A 17,971-nucleotide genomic window follows, 5' to 3' on the forward strand; every position below is an offset into this window, starting at 1 on the left:
CGTCAAGGAACCCTGACGTTGCAGATTGGATCCCCGCTGACACTGTCACGATGGTCACCGTCACGGGTTGCGACGGTGCTCGCGCCACTGTTTCCGACATGGGTCGACCAGGGTGGTGTCGACGAGCGGGCGCATGTTCGGCGGTCCGGGCGTCGACGTCGGGTGTTCCGGTGCTCCGCGATGGTGGCCTGCCTTCGGTCGCCGACGCCGATGCGGGCGCAGCGTCAGGCCTAAGGCAGATGTCCCTGGTGCAGGCACAGGGCCCGCCCAGTTCGCAGGGCTTCGAAGCATTGGTCGACGCGGCGAGCCATGTGCTCAGGGAGCAGCTGGGGGTATTCCTCGCGGTCGCAGAAGCGTGCCTCGTCGATCTCGACGTGGTCTGGCCGGATCCGGACGGGGTCGATGACACCGCCGTCAAACAGCCAGTTGGTCAGTAACGCCGGCTGGCCGTCCGGGAGGGTGTAGGGAACGAGGTCGTTGGCAAGCAGCCGCCCTGCCCTAGCCTCGACACCGATCTCCTCGCGAACCTCGCGTACCGCCCCGTCCGACGGCCACTCGCCGGGCTCCAGCCCGCCGCCGGGAAGCTCCCACTCCTGGTCGCCGTAGGTGGTGTGCACCAGCAGGACACGATCGCGCGCGTCGCGAATGATCAAGCCCGCGCCGCCGACCATCTTCCCACGACGCGTAGTGCTCCTCCGGCGAAAGCGGCTGTGCTTGCGTCATGCCGGGCGAGAATACCCATACCCGACATGACTGTTACTGCGGGTAGCCCTTCACTCTCCAGAGGCGACGCCAGCAACTTCGAGCAATCGCCGGGTCGCCGCAGTCATGTGGTCCTGGATCGGCTTGCGGCGCCGATGACCCGAGCATGGCATCTGCTCTGGCGAACTCCCACCGCCCACCTCCTACCGCGCGATACTCGACGGCCACCGCAGGAAAGTTTTTTGACAATGGGTACGGTCCGCGCGGCTAGTAGGTGTAGGCACCCTGCGAATCGATGAGGATCAACAACATGGGACCCGGACACGACGATCTCGGCACCGCGGCCTGGCAGCTCCTGCCCCGGCTCCAGCGAGCCTGCCGGTGCCGGCTCGAGCGCGCCGGCACTTCGGATGCAGCAGCACTTGATGATCTTTGCGGCTTTTCCGAAGACGCGGCCGCGGACCTGACGCGGCGGGCGACGCAGCTCGTAATGGTGCCACGGCCGTGGAGCCAGTCCGAGCTGATGTTTCTGCTGTGGAAGGTGTTGTCGCAGCTCCCAGTTCACCTTCGTAACCGCCCCTTCGGCCTAGCTCGGGGCCTCGATCCGGACCTCGAGGCCCTGGTGCCGCTCAGTTTTGTCAACGAGAGCACACCAAACCTGCGGGTGGTCAGCTACATCGACCCGGGCAGGGACGCCGCGAAGTCCTACATCAGCCTGCTGTCGCATTGGCAGGCGGTGTCGAACCTGCAGCCCGGAGAAGCACCGGCGCGATCAATCCGGTCCGCGGGCAGCGTGACTCGGGCGGCTCGCGAGACGCGCCGGTCGATGTTGTACGACCCGCCGGAGGTCAGCCGTGCCGCGATCGGGGCATTCGCGGCCACCTGGCTTGGCCGCAGACCGACCGCGAAGACGATCGAACACGTCGGGGAAGCGATCTTGTTCGCCGACCTGGACGATGAGCACGACAACGCCACAGTCAAGCACCAGCTCCAGGAGGACGCCAAGACCCAGATGACCCGCACGCGGTTGCTGACCGAGGCGCCATTCCGCGGCCAACGCGTGGGCTCCCTCGATCAGGTCCCGCGCCACGATGCTCTGCAGGGCGCGCTGGTCGGCAGCTCGATGCCGCAGCGGCCAGACGTCGAGGTCGAGCGGCGACTGGAGGCCTTCGACGACCGTGTGCACCGGGTGCTTGCCCAGTTGCGCCCGGACGAGCTGCAGGTCGCGCAAGCCTGGGCACGCGACGACACCCTGACCTGGCTCGAGGCCGCCGCGTCCTGCGGCCGGGCCGCCGCGTTCGGAACCCGCGTCCAGCGCAAACTCCGCCGCCTCGGCGAGCAGCTCCTCGCCCGCACCGCCTCACGGTCACAGCCGGCATTAGCACCACTACGTTCGGTACCCGCGTTCAATGCTAGCTCCGACACCTTGCCCGCACCGCCTCGCCGCCGTGTCCCGCGTGACTCCGGCTACCGCCCAGGTTCTACCCGGCGACGGTCGGCATGACTACACGTCACTGGCCCGCAGCGGCGCGGCTGTGATCGTGATGGCCACAACGATCTACCGACTGGTCAACAACGGCCAGTTCGCGGTCACCCCGCCGTCCACGCTGGTGTTCGTCTAGGGCCTCAACGGCGGCCTGCACCTGAGGCTGCTGCTGCAGTTCCAGCACACCAGCCGGACCGACCGACGCGTTGCCGGGTTCGAATTCAGCAAGCGGCTTGGCGTCAAGGTGGTCGAGGTTCACCAGCCGCCACACGGCCGCGATGATCGCGCATGGTGGTGCGCCACTCGGCGGACCCGGCCGGGAGCACGGTCTCGCGGACGGCCTCGCTGAACTGGGTCGCTCTTGACCACGTGCAGGTGGGTGACGTCGCCGAACAGCCGGTCGCGTAGATCGGCGATGTCGTCGAGGAGGCCGACCTGCAGTTCAGTCCGGCGGCGAGCGAGGTCGGCGGCGCGGGCGGCGGTGGCGGCCTCGGTCTGCTCGCGGCGGTCTTCCCAGGCGCGTTCGAGTCGGCGACCCGGTACACGATGCTGACGGACACGCCGAATTCACGCGCGATGGCGCGCTGCGTCGGGGCGGGAATCCGGCGGTCCCCTCGGCGATCGTGTCGCGGACGTCGGGGGGAAGTGGCGGGCCGGGCACCCCTGACGGTGGGGCTCCCGTGTCACCTCGCACGTGTCTCACACCCCTTAAGACGGGCGTGCCCCCTCGGTTGGGCGAGTTGGGGCCGAGATTCACCCAACCGAGTAGGGGCGATTGCAAGCACCGACACACCACACGACCGGGTGAACATCGGCGTGTCCCGGCACGTCTTCGCGGACCTGGCGCCGTTGCCGTGATTCAGTGCTCGGCGTCCGAGAGCGCGGTGTACGATCGCCGTGTTGAACGACCGAAAGGCGACGGGTCCCACCCCCGCGCCCGATAGGAAGAACGACCTCGGACTCAGTGCGCCGGGGTCGTTGTTTCGTATAGAAGGGACAGTAATTGTTTAAGTAGGCACGCGGATCCTAAGCCGCTAAGAAAAAGATGGCGCCTGAACTGTTGGACCAGTCCAGGCGCCGGAGAATCAAAACCAACGTGCGTGTAGGAGATGATTCATGTCGGAGCTTAACACTCGACGTGACCCGGGTGATGACGTAGAGGGTCGCCGAGACGGGTGGCTTTGGGCACTCGGAGCCGTGCTGAGCGGGCCGAACCCGCCGCCGGGCTTGCAGAAACTCGCCCTCATCGCGGCCGTCACGGTGGTGAGCGTCACGGCCTTGGCCACGGCGATCCTGATCGTGCACCCCGAGGTGCTGACGGCGTTCGCGAGCTCAGCGGCCAGCCGGTAGGGGGCGCGGGTCGGCGCGCCGAGGGGGAGGGAGCGCGCCGACCCGCGGGCTCGACGCTACCGGGGCCAGTAGCGGTCCGCGCGGTTCGAGGCCCGCTTCCTGCCGTTCCGCTGGAGATGGTCCACAGCCGCTCGGCAAGGGAGACGCCGGCGGTCTTGTCCATGATCGTGAGGAAGCGGGCCGGGTTCGGCGCCCGCATGCCGCGCAGGGTCGCGACGGGCTGATTCAGGTCCTTGCCGACGAGGACGAGCCCGGGGCGATGTCGTTGATCTCCCAGAACTGCAGCGCGGCGGCGGTGCGGCGCCATTCTTCGGCGTGCTCGGCGATCCGGCGACGGGTTGGCCGATAGCAGTCGCTGCCCTGCCGTGACTCGTACTCCACCGCGTGGAGTACGAGTCACGCCGGCCGCCTTTCGGACACTGGTCGCGTCGAGCGGTTCCCACGCCCTGCGAGGTAGTCGCGCAGCCGGGCGTGCCGAAACTGGTAGACCCCGCCCGCCGCCCTGAGCACCCCCCTCCGGTGGGCATCGGCCAGGAACGGCATCACGCGCCACGGCAAGCGTCCGGTCAGGGACAGCCACAACCGCGCCACCAGCCAAGGACCCCAGACCGTGACGAACAGCATCCAGATCAGCAGCCCCGCCACGACCATGATCAGGAATCCGGGAATCCAGCGCCCGCCGGCGAACACCACGGAAACGGGAACACCGAACGCAGGCTCGAAGGCGAAACCCAGCATCGTCCAGAACACCGTTGCCCCACCCAGGCCGACGGCAAGTCCCTGACGCAGCGCGGCTCGCCGGTCAGTGCGCAGCAGCTCGGCCGGGCTGGTGGTCTCGGTGGGATCGACCGGAGTCCCGAGAGCACGGACGAAAGACACCACGAACCACATGCCGACACCCGCGAACAGACCAGCGGCGAGCCCGACGGGAACGACGTTGCCAGTGTGACCGAACACCGACGCCGCGACGCCGAACAGCACACCACCGACGGTCCACACGGCCAGCCACGCGATGGTGCGCCAGCCCCGCAAGCTGACCGCGAGCTGTCCGGCGATCTGCCCGAGCCGGCCCAGGACCTGCAGCCGGATGCGCGCCGGGGCAGGCCGGATACCCCGGGCCTGGCCCACGATGGCCCCTCCGGCGATGCCGGTGACCAGGCCGGCCACCAAGGTCGCGATCACCCACGCGCGCTGAGGAACGGGGTCGGGCCAACGCCCGGCCCAGCCGGGGTAGCCCGCGGCGAGCCACGCCGCCGCCGTGATCACCGATCCGGCCACGGCGCCCACCACGGCCCTGGGGACGGCCAGCACCAGCTGCCACCAGGCGATGTCGTAGGTCTGGCGGCGGTGGATCTGCCCGGCCAGGAACTGCAGCCACCGCTGCACCCGATCCGTCCGGGCACCCCTGACCTGATCGGAGTACACGGCGGGCACGAACCCGGCGAGCAGCAGATCTTCGAGCACCTCGCGTGTGGTCCGGGAATCCGGACTGTCCACAGCAAGCAATGCCGCCGGATCCGCGTCGGTGTCACTGAACACCGTCCGGGCCAGCGCAACCATCAGCGGTGTCGAGAGCACTTCGAACAGCGCGCTGTCGACGCCGGAGCGCCGGGTGTGCTCCAGGACCGGGTGCCACTTCGTCGTGGTGCCGCGCCCCTTCCGGGTCGTCAGCGGCAGGTAGCGGTCGAGATCGTCGATCGTCAGCGCCTCGAGCCGCACTGCCGCAGCCGCCCTCAGCACGTCCGATGCCTCGACGGCATCGCGGAATTCACGGGGCCGGCTGGTCAGCAGGTACTGATCACCCAGCCGCACGCCCGCGTTGATCCTGGTGACGACTTCCCCGCGCAGGCTCTCGGTGACCTCGTCGAGGCCGTCGAGCACCGGCAGGATCCGCCGCGCGGCGAGCAGCCGGGCAGCGACGCTCTCGTCCGCTCCGCCCGGCTGGCCGAGCACGGGGTAGGTGGTGATGAGCTGCTCGATGAGCCAGTCACGCAGGGACGCGCGAGCCGGATCCCACGACCCGAGCGAGAAGATCACCGGCACGGGCTGCGTGGTCCCCCGGTCGCGCTCGTCCAGCAAGGTCAGCGCGAACCGGGAAGTCAAAATCGTCTTGCCCGCACCCGCTTCCCCCAGCACGACGAGCCTTCCGGACGGGATCCGGCGGAAGAGGTCGACGACGCTGTCGCCCTGGCCGGCCAGATCCAGGACGGTGTCGTCGTCCGGGCTGCCGTTGATGTTCTGCCAGTGATCGGTCAGCTCGGCATCGGCGGTGCTCCACCGGAACGGCAGCGGGAACGGGTCATGCACGCGCCTGACCTGTTCCTCCGACTCCCACTGCGTCCGCACCGCGTCGGCCAGGATGTCCGCGAACGTGTCGAGCCGATCGGCCAGGCTCTCCGCGGCGGTCGCCTGCCGCTCCTGCCGGGCCGACAAGTACACGGTATAGACCGTAATCGGCAGACTGATCCCGGCGATCACCATACTGACGATACTGGCGATCTTGTCACCCTGATCCAGGCCGCCCTCGACCAGCAACAGCACCAGACCGGCAACGAGCGCCACGCAGAACACGACACCGCTGACGATGCCCACGGTTCGCCTGGCAGAGGATCGCCGCACTCGTCTCAACTCGCTTCCGCTAAACCAACACGCCGCGAGCCATGATGCACCGCCACCGCAACTCGTGTACCCGCAACCCGGAGATCGCCGCTCCCCTAACCGATGACGTGCCGATTTAACAGCGGTTGGCCGGCGCCCGGCACGATCGGGACAGCGACCGCCGCGTCGAGTTGCGCATCCCCGGCTCGATCATTTCGATTCCGGAGCCCACCCGAGCACTCCGATGCGGCACAGGAGGATCGCCAATGGCGACAACCGCCAGCTCGCGACGTCGGCTGCGTCGACTTGCTTCAGATTGATCAAGATGTAGATCCCCTTGACGACCCGCAGGGACAAGCATGGTGATCGCGGCTATGCGCACTACCTGGTTTTGACGCACGGACCCGGCATGTCGTCGTGGCTCCGGTCCCAGTCCTCCGCGATCGTGCTTCCTGCGCCGAACGGTCTCGCCGCGAACAGGCTGCCTGGCACCTATGGCGAACCGACGTGCGCCCTCTCGGTCACCGGTCGCCAATCGATCCGACGCGCGTAATGGCGAAAATGTTCGGGGTGAGTGATACCAGTCAAGACGCAACGTCGCCGAAGGCGTTCGCCCTGGCCAGCAAGGACTCGTCCCGACCGACCCGAGGCGCCTGCAGCGGCAGGTGCGCCGGGCGCGCGAGCACGAGTCCAGCACGTGCGACGTGTCGAGATATTGCCGCCATTCCGTCGCTGCACGTAGTTTTTCCGAGTGCCCGGCGGCTTGCCCTCAGTAAGATCGCGCCACGACGTGTCACCCGAGGTTCATGCACCCACGTCGGGGATATCGTTCAGCACTGAGAAAGATAATTGCCGCGATACCGACCGGTATGTATCATCCACAGTGGATCCCTGCAGATCGTGCGCCTGTTCACAGCGGACGCACAGCCAACCAGTTGGAGAATTCCCATGGCCCAAAAGGTCCTCGTCAAGATGCTGGACGACCTCGACGGCAGCCCCGCGACCCACACCGTTCCGTTCGGTCTCGACGGCATCAGCTACGAGATCGACCTGTCCGACGACAACGCCGCCGCGCTGCGCGACGAGCTCGCCCGCTTCATCGCGGCCGGCCGCAAGACGGGCGGCCGCAAGGTGCGCGTCGCAACCGGCCAGTCCACAGCCGGCACCGCCGACCGCGAGCGTTCGCGCGCGATCCGCGCCTGGGCCAGCGAGAACGGCTACGAGGTCTCCGAACGGGGCCGTCTCTCCTCCGAGATCGTCACCGCCTACGACGAAGCACAGCGGCAGGCCGCAGAACCGGCCCCGACCCGGAAGCGCGCACCGCGCAGAAAGGTCGCCGCCGCGAAAAAGTAGCGCCCATGAAAGCCGATCACTGGGGAGAGATCGCCGTGATTACTCCGTCGGCGGCGAGGAGAGTTCTTCATCGCCGCCGACGGAGGACGTCCATCTGTCGCGCGGAGTCCGACGCGATGCCGCGCCGTTAGCTGATGCCGAGCGCGGACTTCGCGGTGGTCCAGTCGTCCAACATCGCGTTCTGGGCGTCCTCGAGCGTCACCTGACCCGCGCACACAGCCTTCTTCACCGCATTCTCGACGGAATCCTTGCTGTAGGAGTTCGGGCTGCCCGAGTGCGGCTCCGGCCAGAGATTACGCGGGTCCTTCGGGGCTCCGCCGAGCTCCAGCGGCAGGAAATGATCCTCCTCGTAGTCCGACATGCTGGTGTCGGTGTAGCCGTAGTCGATGATGCCCTGCTTCTTCAGCCCGTTGGTGTAGCTGGTGGACGGGCGGATCGTCGCGGTCCAGCCGGACACGCAGATCGTCGAACCGATGGTGGACTGGGTGACGTCCGGGTTCTTCGCGCCCGGCGTGCAGGCCGGGTCCGGAAGCGGCAGGTATGCCTGCGAGCACGACGCCGCAGTCGACAGGGGCCCCACGCCGGTGCCGGCGGTAGCAGCGTAGGCGGGGGCAGCGCTCAGGCCGGCTGTGACGGTGACCGCGGCGGTGAGGCAGACGCGACGTACGGGGCGGCTCATCCTGGGGTCCTTTCGCAGAACGACAGCGAATCTGCCGAGGGCTCGGCGTTCGGTGGTCATCACCATGCGCAGCATCCGGCGACGCCAGGGTGACAGTGAAGAAGCCACCAGATGACGGCGCTACAGCGAAACCGTTCACCACGCCGGGTTGCTGCCGCACCGTCCGGAACATCCCGACCTTTGGCGGGCCCAGCCGCCTGCGGGTACGGCGTGGCGGTGAGCTCAACGCCCACGGAGCCGGTAGAAGTTGAACAGCCGTCGGATCTCGTCCGCTCGAAGGCGGGGTCTCACTCCCCCACCGCAGTAGCTGACGCAGGAGATCTTCGTGCCCGCTTCCCGGTCCGGCACAGTCCGATGGGCTTTTGCCGTGCTCGCTGCCACGCTGGCCTTCGCCGGCTGCCACGCGTCCGACGCGGCGACCCCAGCCCCGACAACTACACCGAGGGCGGCTTCGGGCGACCTGCTGGTCGGGGATTCCGCTGCGGCGATGCACGGGCCGGGCACCTGCAAGCTGGGCAGCCGCGACGGCCAGCCGCTTCCCGATCCGCACTGCACTCCCGGCGCGGTGAACCCCGCGGTACGGCAGGACACCATCAAGGACACGATCTGCCAGACCGGGTGGACTAAGACCGTCCGGCCGCCGACGTCGAAAACGACCCCGATGAAGGCCGCGTCCGCCCGCTCCTACGACCTGGCACCCGCCGACAAGGGCGAGTACGACCACCTGGTCAGCCTGGAACTCGGCGGCGCCCCGGACGACCCCCGCAACCTGTGGGTCGAACCCGGCAAGATCCCGAACCCGAAGGACGCGGTCGAGAACAAGCTGCACGCGGCCGTGTGCTCCGGCCTGATCCAGCTCGCCCCCGCCCAGAAGGCCATCGCCGCCAACTGGGTCACCCGCCTTCGATGCCGTCGGCCTGCGCGTCGCGGGCGGCAAGGGGTGCCTGCGCGACAAACCCACCAGCTGCGTCAACGGGCACCGCGGCGACGAAGACGGCAACTGACCTTCCGGCGAACATCCGCGCAGCGAACGGGTGCGCCGATCAGATCAGCTCGACGGGCCGCCAACTGGCTGGCTCCGGCGACGCTGCTGGAATCCGCGGATCACGTCGCTCGCTCCGCTAGCACTATCGCCGACCAGGGATCGGCGGGGTAGCCGCGGCCCGTACAGCACAGCTCACGGTGCACCGCTACCCGGCGATGGCGGGGCTGGTGCCGGCGGCCTGTCCTTGACCGGTGTCGGTGACGCCGCTCGGCGAAGCGACGTGCAGTGTTCCGGTGTTCGCTCGGAAGGCGATGGAGAAGCCAGCCGCGTCCGCCGAGATGGCCGGGCTTGAATCGGTGCTCATACCCTGACTGCGCTCGGCGATCGGCTTGAGCCGCATGATGCCGGCGGTGTGCATGAGGACGTCGATGCCGCCGAACGCGTCCTCGACCGCGTCGAAGGCGGCGGCCATGGCCACCTCGTCGGCGACGTCTCCGCCGACGGCGATCGCGTAGCCGCCCGCCTCCGCGATGCGCTCGACCAGCTCGGCGGCGGCGGTCTTGTTGGCCGAGTAGTGCACGCCGAGGTGGTAACCCTCCCGGGAAGCCGTTCGACGACGGCGCGTCCGATGCCGCCGGATCCTCCGGTGACCAGTGCGACCCGTGCGTGGGTACGGGGGGAGTCATGGCGAATTCCTGTTGTCGCTCTCGAGCTCAGCGCGCGAGGACGGTGTCCAGCCAGTCGAAGGTGCGCTGGTTGAAGAGGAACAGCGCGCCTTCCTGGCAGTGCTCGCCGGCGCCCTCGTCCTCGCTGAAAAAGATCAGCTTCTTCTCGCAGGTCAGTTCGTCGAACACGCGCTGGGGCTGACCGCGGAAGAACTGGTCGTCTTCAGCGTCGAGGACCAGGGTGGGGCAGGTGATGCGGTCGGTGATGCCGGCCATGGTGTAGGCCTTGGTCGCCTCGACCACCTCCTCGAAGGTGGACATCCCGAAGGACCACATACCGGTGCGCACCACCCAGCGCGCCATGGTGTTCTGCTCGATCGCCGTATCGAGACCACCCGGAGTCGAGGCGGCCCGCTCGGCGACGGCGGCGAAGGGCTCGTACAGGTCGTAGACGCCGTCGTAGAGCACGCACGCGGCGATGCGGTGCTCGAAGGCGGCCGCGCGTCCGGCGAGGTAGCCGCCCAGGCTCATGCCGATCAGCACGATCTTGTCCTTGTCCACTTCGGGCAGCGACCGGGCGAGATCGACGGCCGGGGTGACCACGGCTTCCCAGTCGGGGCGGAAGTACAGGCCCTGGTGGCGCAGCGGGGCGCCCTGGCCGGGGCCGTCGAAGACGAGGACGTTGTAGCCGCGCCGCAGCGCGCCCACCGCGCTCGCCACGTAGTACTCCTCGAGGGTGGAGTCGATCCCGCCGTGGAAGATCACAGTCGGCCGCGGGCTGCCCGAGTCGTCGACGACGAACAGGTACGCGGGCAGGGTGGTGTCCTCGTATGGGATCTCCAAGGTACGAGCGGGGGTGTCCAGCAGCGGGGCGGCGTCGGCGAAGGTCTGCCGGGACGCCTTGTCCAGCCGAGCCGACTCCTCCTCGTGGACGCCGTCGGTGCGGAGGTAGAAGTCGGCGACGCGGTAGTAGTTGGACGCCCGCAGCAGCGCTTCCCGCGCGCTGACCGTGTGCCCGGCGGCCAGGGCTTCGCGGCCGATGCCCTCGACGCGGGCGGCGGTCGCGGCCCACTGGGCCGACCAGGCGGCTTCGTCGCCTTCGGGGATGTTTCGGCAGGTGACCAGGACTTCGCCGAGGTCGGCGCCGGCGTGGGCGGTGTAGCCCGCGGCGCGCAGGGCCTCGAAGGAGAAGGACTCGTCGTCGAAGAGGAACTTCATCGAATGCCTCCGGCTTGATTGAGAACGGAACGGTCTCGTTCCGTTGTAGCAGGGACGCAAATGGAACGCAACCGTTCCGTTCGCTAGAGTGGGCGGCATGGTCGACAGCACTGAAGGAAACCGGGTGAGCGGCGGGGCCGTGTTGCGCCCGCGAGTGACGGACGCGATCACCGATGCGGCGTTCGCAGAGCTGGCCGAGACGGGGTACGCGCGCACGTCGATGGACGCGGTCGCCCGGCGTGCCGGGGTGGGCAAAGCGGCGCTGTACCGGCGGTGGCGGTCGAAGCAGGCGATGCTCGCCGAGCTGATCCGGGACAAGGTCGCCGACGCGCTGCCGCCCACCCCCGACACCGGCGCGCTGCGCACCGACCTGCGGGACCTGTTCGCGACCTTCCGCGCGCAGCTGACGCACCCGCTCATCACCCGGATCGGCGCCGGGCTGCTGGCCGAAGCCGAGCACGACGCGACGCTGGCCGAGGTGCTGCAGACCGGCGTGGCCGAGCCGCGCCGCGCGGCAGCCCGGGCGATCCTTTGCGCCGCGATCGACCGCGGCGAGCTCCCGTCCGGCGTGGAACTCGAGCTGGGCACCGACCTGCTGATCGCGCCACTGGCCTTCCGGGCGCTTGTGCTCAAGCGCCCGATCGAGGACGAGTACCTGGACGCGCTGACGCGCGCGATCGAGGCCGCCCTGAAAGGATTGGCGCAGCGGTAGATCACATCCGCACCACGGGACAGGTCACATCGGCTTGAGCACCCGGACGCGGTCGGCGACGGCCCGCGGCGAGACGTCGGCGTCGAACGCGATAGAGCCGAATTCGTGCGGAGCACGTGGGTGAAGGTGAAACTCCACCGCCGAAAGGGGTGGTCACCCTCGTCGCCGATCGAATCTACAACGTCGCCCACTACTTCTACGCCTACGGTAGCCCCGGGCCGTACGACAACTACAACCAAACAGAACCGAAGACACTACCGTTCCGATGCGATACCGTACGTCCCACCAATCCCAACTACGCAAAGAGCAGTGACTGCGTCTTTCATGGTGCGACCGGATGGTTCACCATGCACATCTCCGATCCCGAGATCTCGGAATCTGCCCAATTCATCTGGGACGCGCAGAACGACATCACAAAAACATACCCGGGCACTACGGGGAAGTACGTTCCAGGACAGCAAGGGAAGACGAACCCTCCACCGCGCGTACTACGACACCAAACTAAGGGATGCCAATCGTCGAACTTCTGTCGCCAGCTGCGTCAAAAACTGGGGCCCGGACTACACGGTCCGCGACGACGGCAGGACCAACGACTGCGACGAGTACCCGTTCGCGACGACGTATGAAGGCTCCTTCACGGTGACAGACAGCATGATTCGCAGCTACGCCGTGAGACCCGTGCTCAGCGGACACAACCAGCTGGTCGGCTCACGACTTTCCACTTTTGTCGCCGAGGACCACCTGCTTGACGGCGACGCGTACTACGTGACCGCCATGCCATAGAACACCAGCGTGCGGGGCAGGCAACCTCAACCCGCCCCGCACACAGCACCGCTTGCTACACTACGATCATGACTTCCGGCGCCCCGACCGTGGCTGTCGAAAGTGAATTGAGCCCCGAGTTCAATCGATTCGTACTCGGAACCGGAGATACTCTTCAGATTGCCGACCAGCTTCACCCGCAGGCCGGCGCTGCAACGGCGCTCGGGGCAGTCGCGCCCGAAGGTATTCTTTTTACTCTCTCCCCCGGCGTCGTCGAAGTCGACATCAGGGTCGAAGTCTGGGACGAGGAGCCCCCTTCCTTCACTCGGGAATACCTCGATACCTTCACATCCGAGATAACACCTACTCAGAACCCACTGCAGCTGACTTCGATTTCACCCGGTCCCAGCGATCGCTCGCTCGATTTGCCCGAGATCAGGCGTTACAAGGTCGAAGCTTATGTCCTTTCACGAGAAACACGCCGCGACGAGGACTTCGACCTCGATGTTCGCGCTGAGCAGTGGGTGATCCGCCTGTGGTGACGGGCCGGCGGCGCCGCGCCTGTCCGGCGAGCAGGAGCCGCCCCTTGGACGCGACACGGACGGCGAACGTCGGGCTAAGCCGCGAGCGACAAGGTCAGCGGTGGCCGGTCGTTTCCCGAGTGTGGATGCAGGGTTGCGCGGTGCGGTGCATGGCGATCCGGGCGCGGAAGGACTGCGCCACCGGCCCATCCGGCAGCGGAGCGGCCCACCGGTAGGACGGAGCCCGGGCCACCGCCGCGGCGACGAGTGTCCGGCCGAAGCCGAGGCGCCGGTACTCGGCCCCGACGTGAACGTAGTCGAGAGTGGCCGCCTGGCACGGCGTGCAGGTGGTCACGGTGACCCTGCCCACCTCGGTGCCATCGAGGCGCAACTCGATCCGGCCGGCCATCGTCCCGGCGGGCGGCGGATGCGCGACGAGGACGAGCCCGTCGCCCGGAGCCGCATCGGCGGCGTGCTGGCTCGTGGCGTCGAGGTGCGCCCACTCCGCGAGGCGCCGGGCCCCGGGTTCGCAGGCTTCGTGGGCGCGGCGAACCTCGCACAGCGTGGCGTGCAGCCGGTAGCGGTGGCTGAAGGGCTTGAGCTGGCCGTAGAGCTCGAGCCGATGACCACGCAGGCAGACCACGAGCGTGCCGGTCGTCGGCCGGACCGGGATCAGCCCGCCGAACTCACCGCGCGCCCCCGACCGGACCGCGCCACCGACCTGGCCGTCGGCCACGGGCTGACTCACGATAGTCTGGGCCGGTTCTGGCGCCACGGTGGCGTCGTGCGGCTCATCCAGCGACCTCCGACAGCCGACCGCCGACAGTTGCCTCCGCGGCGGCGATGGCGCCATCGGAGCCGGGCAGCTGCAGCGCGACATGGCGTGGGCGAGCTGCGGCCCCGCGGCCTCGGCTGGTCGCGACGACCTCCCGGCATTCCAGGTGGCCGAAGCCGTCGTCCGAGAGGTCGCGCCACCGACGCTTCGAAACTTCCAGCTCGAGATCGGCACCCGGCCACGCGCCCGCGGAGATCAGGACCGCGCCCCGGTTGCGCACGCGCCCAGCCAGCCGACGCGCGAGCGGCGGCTGGATCCCACGGGCAGCGGCCGGGCCGAGCACGATCAGGTCGAACCCGTCGATCAAAGCTGACACGACCGCAACCAGCTCAACTCCGGGATCCGGCACGAGCGCGAGCCGGTCCAGGTCCACGCCCAGCTCGGCGGCCGCTGCCACCCCGACAGCCGGCATGTCGGTGATCGCCGCCCAGGATCCTTCCCGCGTCGCTTCGGCGAGCAGTGCCAAGATCAGCGCGGTCGAGCCCCGAACGGCGACGGTGCTGCCGCGCCGCAACCCACCGGGCACCAGCCCGGCGAGGGCCGGCGCTACCGGCAAGGAGCCGGCGGACGCCGCGGTATCCAGGCTTGCCTCGCCGAGTTGCGCGGCTGTGCGGACGCCTGGGATCGCCGCGAGCCCGGCCACTGCTTCCGGCACCGCCACCACGCACCTCCAGCACCACGAACACGCACCGGAGACGCCCACGAGGGGAAGCCGCGAGCGAACCCGAACTCATCGAACACTTGTTCGGATACTGCGAGAACCTGCACTATCTGTCAAGCCGAGCCGGTCAAGGTCACCCTACGAGGACGCACCTGCAGCACTGAGCGCTCGTCCTCGTACTGGCTGTCACCGATCAGGGGTTTGACCAGCGTAAACACAGCGAGTGGCCGAAGACCTGAAGGGCATGTGCGGGCCCGACCGGCTGCCGCAGGCGCGCCGCCCGCCGAGCGCGCTCATGCAGCGCGGCCGGGCCACGGCCACTGACGAGCTGAAGCTGCTCGCCAGCCGGTTCGGGTACCACAATGCGGGGGTGGAGTTGATCGACTACCGCCAACCGCACGACAACATCCACAGCGACCACCTGGCCGCGTTGGCAGAGGCGCCGAAGCTGTAGACGGTGGTGTCGAACATCCTCCACTACACGCGCTCATGAAGCGGACATGCGGAGGCCTCGATCCACGCGCACCGATCAGTGGAGGAACTGCAGGGCCGGCTGCCCGCCGCGACGACGGCGTGAGGCGGGTCCGTTCGTTCGGGTTGTGGTTGCGCCCGCTTCGAAGGGCAGTAAGGTGCCGGTGGGGCACGTTCCGTCACATTGGCGGAACCTGGAGTAGGGGGATGGATGGCTGAGTTCGTGACGCCGTCATGACCGCACCACGGCGGGATACGCGGCTGATACAGCAGCAGGCCGGCGAGCTGGACACGACGCTGGCCGCGACCCGGCACACCGCCCGCTCGGGCGACCAGCTGGTGACGGCCGTCGTCACAGGTCAGGGAAAGCTGCTCGACCTGCAGATCGAAGACCGGGCTCTACACGGCGCCCATGCGCAGAGGCTCGGGCTGAGCATCGTCGAAGCCGTCCGCGGCGCCCGCGCCGCCGCCAGCGCCTCAGCGCTGCCGCAGCTGAACGCCCTGTTCGGCAAGCCACCGCCACCACCGCCGGTCCCCCTCGCCACGTCCCAGCACCGACCAGCCGAACCACCGCCCGCCGCTGCCGCGGGTGCGCCGGCCCGGCGTGAGGCTGCGCCGCCGGACGAGGAGAGCTTCGAGGAGCTGGACTTCCTGACCGACGAGCCCGAGCCAGGAGGCGCACGCTGGTGAACACTGAAGAGTCGGTGTACAACCTCGCGAAAGAAATCGACGCCCGAGTCGCCGCGGTGGAGCAGGCAGCCAAAACCGGTGAGGCCTTGCCCTTGATGCGCGACATCGCGGCCGGTCTCGGCACAGTGACCGTCGACGGCCTCGGCGGCCTGGTATCGGTGGACCTCCACCGCGGCGCGGTCGCCGGGCAGACCGGCGCCAGCCTCGCCGGGCACGTCCTGCGCGCCATCGCCGGCGCCGAATCCGCCGCCGCCGCCCGGCGCAAGGCCATGATCGACGACGCTGCCCGGGAGAACCGATGAACAACGGCAACTTCACCAACCCCTTCGGCAACGCCGCGGCCGGCTCGGGCTTCGAGGTCTACCCCCAAGCCCTACGCGCAGCCACCGACGACGTGTTCGCCGCCCGCGACAAGGTGCTCAAGTTCGGCCAGCAGGACCTGGCGCAGGTGGTCCTGCGCGATGATGACGTGGGCATGCTGGGTGCCCGGGCTGGTGTCGTGGAGATGTTCAACAACGCCATCGCCCACATCCGGGACAAGACCGACAAAGGCGCGATGCAGCTGGGGCAGTTCGCCGAAGCAATGGACAAGGCCGCCGACTACTACGAGACCCAGGACGAAGCGGACTTCCAGCGTCTTCGCGACCTGGAGAGGGGCATGGGCTGACCTGTGAGCGCACCGACTGCCCCGCCGACACCCGCGGCGCCGCAGCCCTATCCCGAAGAATCCGACGGGAAGATCCGCAGGATCGCCGAGCTGCTCGGCCGCGGCGACATCATCCAGCTGCTCAACGACGTCCGCAACAAGCTGCTGGGCAACGCGTTCCAGGTGCAGGACATGGCCATGGAGTTCGCGAAGAACCACACCCTCGCCGACGCCGGCGACGACATCGACAACGCCGTCCAAGCGGTGGCCGGCACCTGGAGCGGGCGTGCCGCCGCCCAGTTCAACACCTACGCCGACCACGTCGGGAAAGCCCTCGGCGATCAGCAGGACGTCGTCGGCAGCATGTCCGGCATCCTCTCCGGGATCGCCGGCTGCGTGATCGCGACCTACAGCAAAGCCATCGAGTTCATCGGCACCTGCGCCGTCGAGCTCGGCAAGCTCGGCTACAAGACGATCGTCGCGATCGCGACCGCCGCGATTCCCATCGTCGACGTGTTCACCTCCAAGGACGTCATCGACGCCGTCGTGGACGCGTTCGCCAACCTCGTCACCGCCATCAACGGGCTGTTCGCCCAGGCTGTCACCACCCTGGGTGACTTCCGCGCGCAAGCCACCGCCATCGTGCAGGGCGACACCAACTTCCCCGACCTGCCCCCGATGCCCACCAACTCCGGAATGGACAACGAGAAACAATGGCGCATCGACCCCTCCGCAGCTCCCGCATGAGAACGCGAGTACTCGGCTGCGCCGCTCTCGTGTCGGTGAGCGTGCTCAGCGGATGCGGCCCGTCGACTCCCGAGCGCGTGCTGACCCAGCCACCCGCCCCCGCGCAGACCGGCGCGCCGCTGCCCCTGGACCAGGTCGACAAGCCCCTCGACCTGGCCAAGTTCGACACCGACCCGTGCAGCCTGCTCACCAAAGACCAGGTAGCCGCCGTCGTCGCCGATCCACCCGGCGACGTGAGCGCGTTCCGGAAGACCACAGCGCCCATCTACGGCTGCTCCTGGGCCACACCCCCAGGCACGAACGCCACCGCCTCGAAACCAGCCAAAAACCCGCGCACCCTCACTGAGCTGGCGGAGTCGCCGGCACGGAAAGCCGACCTGTTCGAGCCGTGGACCGAAACCTCGATCGACGGCCTGCCCGCCATCGTCTACCACCAACGCGGCAGTACCGACGACTGCTCGGTAGCCGTCCAGGCCACCGACCAGCAGATGCTCACCTTCCAAATCACCGGCAATGACCTGCCCCACAACTACTGGGCCCACGACCGATGCGGCGGAGTAGCCAAAATGGCCGAAGCCGTCATCGGCAACCTCCGCCAAAACTAGACAACACCTAGCCACGCGGTGTCGGCGAAAGCCGCGCTGAATCGTGGTCGGGGCTCGTGGACATCTCGCGGGCCGCCGCGATGAGGGGCTCGACGTCGCAGATGCCCTAACGCACTCGCAGACAACGACGCGCTAGCCCGCGTCCTCGACTCTACAGGCCGTCCAGCCCGGTCTCGGGGTCCGGGTCCTCAGCGTTGTCCACGCCGGACATCATGTCGCTCATCAGGTGCACTTCCATGATCGGGAGTTACACCGCTTTGCAGTCCCCGATGATCGTCAGGACCT

At 68.2% G+C, this 17,971-nt stretch carries 22 protein-coding genes; 13 read left to right on the forward strand and 9 right to left on the reverse strand.

The window, feature by feature from the left end:
* Positions 1–230 precede the first annotated feature (230 nt).
* On the reverse strand, positions 231–671 hold the full coding sequence (locus HUT10_RS10145) for an NUDIX hydrolase (protein WP_176170951.1): 441 nt from the start codon (positions 669–671) through the stop codon (positions 231–233).
* Positions 672–997: 326 nt separating this feature from the next.
* Here HUT10_RS10145 and HUT10_RS10150 point away from each other — a divergent pair, with 326 nt between their 5' ends.
* On the forward strand, positions 998–2,206 hold the full coding sequence (locus HUT10_RS10150) for a hypothetical protein (RefSeq protein ID WP_176170952.1): 1,209 nt from the start codon (positions 998–1,000) through the stop codon (positions 2,204–2,206).
* A 7-nt stretch (positions 2,207–2,213) separates the two neighbouring features.
* On the opposite strand, the gene HUT10_RS10155 is transcribed toward HUT10_RS10150, so the two are convergent.
* Entirely contained in the window at positions 2,214–2,459 is a 246-nt protein-coding gene (locus HUT10_RS10155; RefSeq protein WP_176170953.1) for a hypothetical protein, read from the reverse strand.
* Between the two features lie 926 nt (positions 2,460–3,385).
* On the opposite strand from HUT10_RS10155, the gene HUT10_RS10160 reads away from it, so the two are divergent.
* Complete coding sequence (locus HUT10_RS10160; RefSeq protein WP_176170954.1) at positions 3,386–3,538, forward strand: hypothetical protein; 153 nt, start codon at positions 3,386–3,388, stop codon at positions 3,536–3,538.
* 225 nt (positions 3,539–3,763) lie between these two features.
* On the opposite strand, the gene HUT10_RS10165 is transcribed toward HUT10_RS10160, so the two are convergent.
* A complete protein-coding gene (locus tag HUT10_RS10165; protein ID WP_176170955.1) occupies positions 3,764–3,919 on the reverse strand; it encodes a hypothetical protein in 156 nt (51 codons plus the stop codon).
* Between the two features lie 15 nt (positions 3,920–3,934).
* Positions 3,935–6,130, reverse strand: coding sequence for an NACHT domain-containing protein (locus HUT10_RS10170; RefSeq protein ID WP_176170956.1), 2,196 nt, complete (start codon positions 6,128–6,130; stop codon positions 3,935–3,937).
* Positions 6,131–7,084: 954 nt separating this feature from the next.
* Here HUT10_RS10170 and HUT10_RS10175 point away from each other — a divergent pair.
* Positions 7,085–7,489 carry an Lsr2 family protein gene (locus HUT10_RS10175; protein ID WP_176170957.1) on the forward strand — a complete coding sequence of 135 codons (405 nt, stop codon included), beginning with the start codon at positions 7,085–7,087 and terminating at the stop codon, positions 7,487–7,489.
* 127 nt (positions 7,490–7,616) lie between these two features.
* On the opposite strand, the gene HUT10_RS10180 is transcribed toward HUT10_RS10175, so the two are convergent.
* Positions 7,617–8,243 (reverse strand): hypothetical protein, encoded by a 627-nt coding sequence (locus tag HUT10_RS10180; protein ID WP_254896796.1) that lies wholly within the window; start codon positions 8,241–8,243, stop codon positions 7,617–7,619.
* 292 nt (positions 8,244–8,535) lie between these two features.
* Between HUT10_RS10180 and HUT10_RS10185 the strand changes: the two genes are divergently transcribed.
* Entirely contained in the window at positions 8,536–9,324 is a 789-nt protein-coding gene (locus tag HUT10_RS10185; RefSeq protein WP_254896797.1) for a hypothetical protein, read from the forward strand.
* 34 nt (positions 9,325–9,358) lie between these two features.
* On the opposite strand, the gene HUT10_RS10190 is transcribed toward HUT10_RS10185, so the two are convergent.
* Positions 9,359–9,733, reverse strand: coding sequence for an SDR family oxidoreductase (locus HUT10_RS10190; protein ID WP_254896798.1), 375 nt, complete (start codon positions 9,731–9,733; stop codon positions 9,359–9,361).
* A gap of 133 nt (positions 9,734–9,866) precedes the next feature.
* The gene (locus tag HUT10_RS10195; RefSeq protein ID WP_176170958.1) at positions 9,867–11,036 is read right to left on the reverse strand and encodes a S9 family peptidase; all 1,170 of its coding nucleotides are present in this window, start codon (positions 11,034–11,036) and stop codon (positions 9,867–9,869) included.
* 97 nt (positions 11,037–11,133) lie between these two features.
* Here HUT10_RS10195 and HUT10_RS10200 point away from each other — a divergent pair, with 97 nt between their 5' ends.
* The 3 genes from HUT10_RS10200 to HUT10_RS10210 all read left to right on the forward strand — a co-directional run bounded on the left by HUT10_RS10200 (position 11,134) and on the right by HUT10_RS10210 (position 13,052).
* Complete coding sequence (locus HUT10_RS10200) at positions 11,134–11,748, forward strand: TetR/AcrR family transcriptional regulator (RefSeq protein ID WP_176170959.1); 615 nt, start codon at positions 11,134–11,136, stop codon at positions 11,746–11,748.
* 324 nt (positions 11,749–12,072) lie between these two features.
* On the forward strand, positions 12,073–12,531 hold the full coding sequence (locus HUT10_RS52165) for a NucA/NucB deoxyribonuclease domain-containing protein (protein ID WP_368660827.1): 459 nt from the start codon (positions 12,073–12,075) through the stop codon (positions 12,529–12,531).
* 68 nt (positions 12,532–12,599) lie between these two features.
* Positions 12,600–13,052: a hypothetical protein gene (locus HUT10_RS10210; protein ID WP_176170961.1), complete on the forward strand. Its 453-nt coding sequence runs from the start codon at positions 12,600–12,602 to the stop codon at positions 13,050–13,052.
* A gap of 94 nt (positions 13,053–13,146) precedes the next feature.
* Here the strand turns inward: HUT10_RS10210 and HUT10_RS10215 are convergent, their stop codons facing one another.
* Positions 13,147–13,779: a GNAT family N-acetyltransferase gene (locus tag HUT10_RS10215; protein ID WP_254896799.1), complete on the reverse strand. Its 633-nt coding sequence runs from the start codon at positions 13,777–13,779 to the stop codon at positions 13,147–13,149.
* Positions 13,780–13,822: 43 nt separating this feature from the next.
* The gene (locus HUT10_RS10220; RefSeq protein ID WP_176170962.1) at positions 13,823–14,527 is read right to left on the reverse strand and encodes a hypothetical protein; all 705 of its coding nucleotides are present in this window, start codon (positions 14,525–14,527) and stop codon (positions 13,823–13,825) included.
* 223 nt (positions 14,528–14,750) lie between these two features.
* Between HUT10_RS10220 and HUT10_RS10225 the strand changes: the two genes are divergently transcribed.
* From HUT10_RS10225 to HUT10_RS10250, 6 genes are all read left to right on the forward strand, one after another.
* Complete coding sequence (locus tag HUT10_RS10225; RefSeq protein ID WP_176170963.1) at positions 14,751–14,981, forward strand: hypothetical protein; 231 nt, start codon at positions 14,751–14,753, stop codon at positions 14,979–14,981.
* 251 nt (positions 14,982–15,232) lie between these two features.
* The gene (locus tag HUT10_RS10230; RefSeq protein WP_176170964.1) at positions 15,233–15,688 is read left to right on the forward strand and encodes a YbaB/EbfC family nucleoid-associated protein; all 456 of its coding nucleotides are present in this window, start codon (positions 15,233–15,235) and stop codon (positions 15,686–15,688) included.
* 14 nt (positions 15,689–15,702) lie between these two features.
* Entirely contained in the window at positions 15,703–15,990 is a 288-nt protein-coding gene (locus HUT10_RS10235; protein ID WP_254896800.1) for a hypothetical protein, read from the forward strand.
* On the forward strand, positions 15,987–16,355 hold the full coding sequence (locus HUT10_RS10240) for a hypothetical protein (RefSeq protein ID WP_176170966.1): 369 nt from the start codon (positions 15,987–15,989) through the stop codon (positions 16,353–16,355). Before HUT10_RS10235 ends, HUT10_RS10240 begins: the two co-directional genes overlap by 4 nt.
* Positions 16,356–16,358: 3 nt before the next feature.
* Positions 16,359–17,081, forward strand: coding sequence for a WXG100 family type VII secretion target (locus HUT10_RS10245; RefSeq protein ID WP_176170967.1), 723 nt, complete (start codon positions 16,359–16,361; stop codon positions 17,079–17,081).
* A 35-nt stretch (positions 17,082–17,116) separates the two neighbouring features.
* A complete protein-coding gene (locus tag HUT10_RS10250) occupies positions 17,117–17,686 on the forward strand; it encodes a DUF3558 domain-containing protein (RefSeq protein ID WP_176170968.1) in 570 nt (189 codons plus the stop codon).
* Positions 17,687–17,971: the final 285 nt, after the last annotated feature.

Origin of the sequence: Amycolatopsis sp. Hca4 (genome assembly GCF_013364075.1) — a bacterium.
Lineage (GTDB): Bacteria > Actinomycetota > Actinomycetes > Mycobacteriales > Pseudonocardiaceae > Amycolatopsis.

Bases quoted from the DNA above. Each gene is read 5' to 3' on its own strand.
- HUT10_RS10145 (WP_176170951.1), bottom strand. From the start codon at position 671: ATGGTCGGCGGCGCGGGCTTGATCATTCGCGACGCGCGCGATCGTGTC.
- HUT10_RS10150 (WP_176170952.1), top strand. From the start codon at position 998: ATGAGGATCAACAACATGGGACCCGGACACGACGATCTCGGCACCGCG.
- HUT10_RS10175 (WP_176170957.1), top strand. From the start codon at position 7,085: ATGGCCCAAAAGGTCCTCGTCAAGATGCTGGACGACCTCGACGGCAGC.
- HUT10_RS10180 (WP_254896796.1), bottom strand. From the start codon at position 8,243: ATGCTGCGCATGGTGATGACCACCGAACGCCGAGCCCTCGGCAGATTC.
- HUT10_RS10195 (WP_176170958.1), bottom strand. From the start codon at position 11,036: ATGAAGTTCCTCTTCGACGACGAGTCCTTCTCCTTCGAGGCCCTGCGC.
- HUT10_RS10200 (WP_176170959.1), top strand. From the start codon at position 11,134: ATGGTCGACAGCACTGAAGGAAACCGGGTGAGCGGCGGGGCCGTGTTG.
- HUT10_RS52165 (WP_368660827.1), top strand. From the start codon at position 12,073: ATGGTGCGACCGGATGGTTCACCATGCACATCTCCGATCCCGAGATCT.
- HUT10_RS10210 (WP_176170961.1), top strand. From the start codon at position 12,600: ATGACTTCCGGCGCCCCGACCGTGGCTGTCGAAAGTGAATTGAGCCCC.
- HUT10_RS10230 (WP_176170964.1), top strand. From the start codon at position 15,233: ATGACCGCACCACGGCGGGATACGCGGCTGATACAGCAGCAGGCCGGC.
- HUT10_RS10240 (WP_176170966.1), top strand. From the start codon at position 15,987: ATGAACAACGGCAACTTCACCAACCCCTTCGGCAACGCCGCGGCCGGC.